Source organism: Micromonospora sp. TSRI0369, from assembly GCF_001905625.1.
GTDB lineage: Bacteria > Actinomycetota > Actinomycetes > Mycobacteriales > Micromonosporaceae > Micromonospora > Micromonospora echinospora_A.
Window position 1 is genome coordinate 1 of the sequence record NZ_LIVU01000026.1, and the last position, 2,283, is coordinate 2,283.

Consider the following 2,283-nt stretch of genomic DNA (forward strand, 5'->3'; position numbering starts at 1 on the left):
CCTCGATCGCAGCCCGGTCCCACCGGCCGCGGTCCTGCTCGGCCAGCGGCACCAGCTCGCCGTCCGGCCCGGTACGCGCCGCCCGGTGCGCGTCGGTGAGCAGCATCAGCGCCAGCAACCCGGCCACCTCGCCGCCGCCTGAAAACTGACCACGTGGTTCCGGCTGAATCGGGACCACCTCCTGAAGCATCGGGAGGTGCTGAGCGTGGAGGACTGGGCGGAGATCCGGCGGCTGCGGCGGTCGGAGGGCATGGCGATCCAGGCCATCGCACGGCGGTTGAGGATGTCTCGCAACACCGTGAAGAAGGCCTTGGCTAGTGATGAGCCGCCGCGGTATCGGCGGGCGGCGAAGGGCTCGATCGTGGATGCGGTCGAGCCGCAGATTCGGGCGTTGTTGGCGGAGTTCCCGGACATGCCCTCGACGGTGATCATGGAGCGGGTCGGGTGGACCCGTGGCAAGACGGTGTTCTGTGATCGGGTGCAGCAGCTGCGGCCGTTGTTCCGACGCCCTGACCCGGCCCAGCGGACGGAGTATCTGCCGGGAGAGCTGGCGCAGTGTGATCTGTGGTTCCCGCCGGCGGACGTGTCGTTGGACTTCGGGCAGGTCGGCCGACCACCGGTGCTGGTGATGGTCTCCGGGTATTCGCGGTGGCTGTCAGCGGTGATGATCCCGTCGCGGCAGTCGCCGGACCTGCTGGGCGGGCACTGGACGCTGATCTCGGGGTGGGGCCGGACGCCGAAGGCCCTGGTCTGGGACAACGAGTCCGCGGTCGGGCAGTGGCGGGCCGGCAGGCCGCAGCTGACCGAGGCGATGAACGCCTTCCGCGGCACCCTCGGCATCAAGGTGATCCAGTGCCGGCCGGCGGATCCGGAGGCTAAGGGCCTGGTCGAGCGGGCCAACGGCTATCTAGAGACGTCGTTTCTGCCCGGGCGCCGGTTCGCCTCACCGCAGGACTTCAACGCCCAACTCACCGAGTGGTTGGTGCGGGCGAACAACCGCCGGCACCGCATGTTGGGCTGCCGACCCGTGGACAGGTGGGACGCCGACCGGGCCGCGATGCTGTCCCTGCCGCCGGTCGCGCCGATGGTGGGCTGGCGGCAGAGCACCCGGCTGCCTCGGGATCACTACGTGCGCTTGGACAGCAACGACTACTCGGTGCACCCGACGGCGGTGGGCCGACGGGTCGACGTTGTCGCCGACGCCGACCGGGTGCAGGTGTTCTGCGAGGACCGCCTCGTCGCCCGGCATGACCGGTGCTGGGCCAAGCATCAGAGCATCACCGATCCCGCTCACCGCCAGGCCGCCGCCGATCTGCGAACAGCAGCCCGGCAGGCGCCAGCGACGGCAGTCTCGACCGAGGTGGAACACCGCCGGCTGGCCGACTACGACCGCATGTTCGGCCTGGACGTTGAGGTGGCTGCGTGATGGCCACCAAGACCAACCGCAACGTCTCCTCCGAGATCGCGTTCCTCACCCGCGCACTCAAGGCGCCGTCCCTCGCTGCCTCCGTCGAGCGTCTGGCGGAGCGGGCCCGGACGGAATCGTGGACGCATGAGGAGTTCCTCGCCGCCTGCCTGCAACGCGAGGTCGCCGCCCGGGAAGCCCACGGCGGTGAGGGACGCATCCGGGCCGCCCGCTTCCCGGCCCGCAAGAGCCTGGAGGAGTTCGACTTCGAGCACCAACGGTCGCTGAAGCGAGAGACCATCGCCCACCTGGGCACCCTCGACTTCGTGGCGTCGAAGGAGAACGTCGTGTTCCTGGGCCCGCCCGGCACCGGCAAGACTCACCTGTCCATCGGCCTCGGGATCCGGGCCTGCCAAGCCGGACACCGGGTCGCGTTCGCCACCGCCGCCCAATGGGTGTCTCGTCTCGCGGATGCCCACCACGCCGGCCGGCTGCAAGACGAGCTGGTCAAACTCGGCCGGATCCCGCTGCTGATCGTCGACGAGGTCGGCTACATCCCCTTCGAAGCCGAAGCCGCGAACCTGTTCTTCCAACTCGTCTCCAACCGCTACGAACGAGCCAGCCTCATCGTGACCAGCAACAAGCCCTTCGGCCGGTGGGGCGAAGTGTTCGGAGACGACGTCGTCGCAGCCGCCATGATCGACCGCCTCGTCCACCACGCCGAAGTCATCTCGATGAAGGGCGACAGCTACCGACTCAAAGACCGCGACCTCGGCCGCGTCCCCGCGGCCACCAAGACCAACGACTAAAGATCAACCAAACCGAGGTGGTCCAGTTTCAGCCGGACCACGGTGGTCCCGTTTGAGGCGGCGTTGACA

At 68.9% G+C, this 2,283-nt stretch carries 2 protein-coding genes and 1 pseudogene; 2 read left to right on the forward strand and 1 reads right to left on the reverse strand.

The features are described 5' to 3' along the window. Positions 1-136: pseudogene (locus AMK25_RS32935) on the reverse strand (DUF6596 domain-containing protein); the annotation flags it as partial. A gap of 60 nt (positions 137-196) precedes the next feature. On the opposite strand from AMK25_RS32935, the gene istA reads away from it, so the two are divergent. Further along, positions 197-1,426 (forward strand): IS21 family transposase, encoded by a 1,230-nt coding sequence (gene istA / locus AMK25_RS31430; protein ID WP_073831981.1) that lies wholly within the window; start codon positions 197-199, stop codon positions 1,424-1,426. Continuing rightward, positions 1,426-2,214 (forward strand): IS21-like element helper ATPase IstB, encoded by a 789-nt coding sequence (gene istB / locus AMK25_RS31435; RefSeq protein WP_073831982.1) that lies wholly within the window; start codon positions 1,426-1,428, stop codon positions 2,212-2,214. Before istA ends, istB begins: the two co-directional genes overlap by 1 nt. The last annotated feature ends 69 nt before the right edge of the window (positions 2,215-2,283 follow it).